This window comes from Nocardia sp. TBRC8007 (assembly GCF_056629435.1).
This window is the reverse complement of record NZ_JBWSOR010000254.1, coordinates 1-222: the sequence shown is the minus strand read 5'-3', so window position 1 is coordinate 222 and position 222 is coordinate 1. Positions and strand designations below refer to the sequence as shown.

At 70.3% G+C, this 222-nt stretch carries 1 protein-coding gene; it reads left to right on the top strand.

The window, feature by feature from the left end; translation table 11 throughout:
- Positions 1 to 12: 12 nt before the first annotated feature.
- On the top strand, positions 13 to 222 hold a 210-nt coding region (locus ACX4ZE_RS23555; RefSeq protein ID WP_480275662.1), incomplete at its 3' end, for a condensation domain-containing protein.

The following is a 222-nucleotide window of genomic DNA, read 5'->3' as shown; positions in this document are numbered from 1 at the left end:
GAAGTGGCCGAGGTGGCGGATGTGGAGGCGGCGGTGGCCGCCGCGGCACGGTATACGTTCGACCTGTCGGCGCAGATCCCGGTGCGGGCGAGCGTGTTCCGCTGCACCGGTCCGGGCGAGGACGACCATACCCGCGGCGAGTACGTGCTGCTGTTGGTGATCCACCATATCGCCGGGGACGGGTGGTCGTTGGCGCCGTTGCTGCGGGATCTGGCCAGTGCC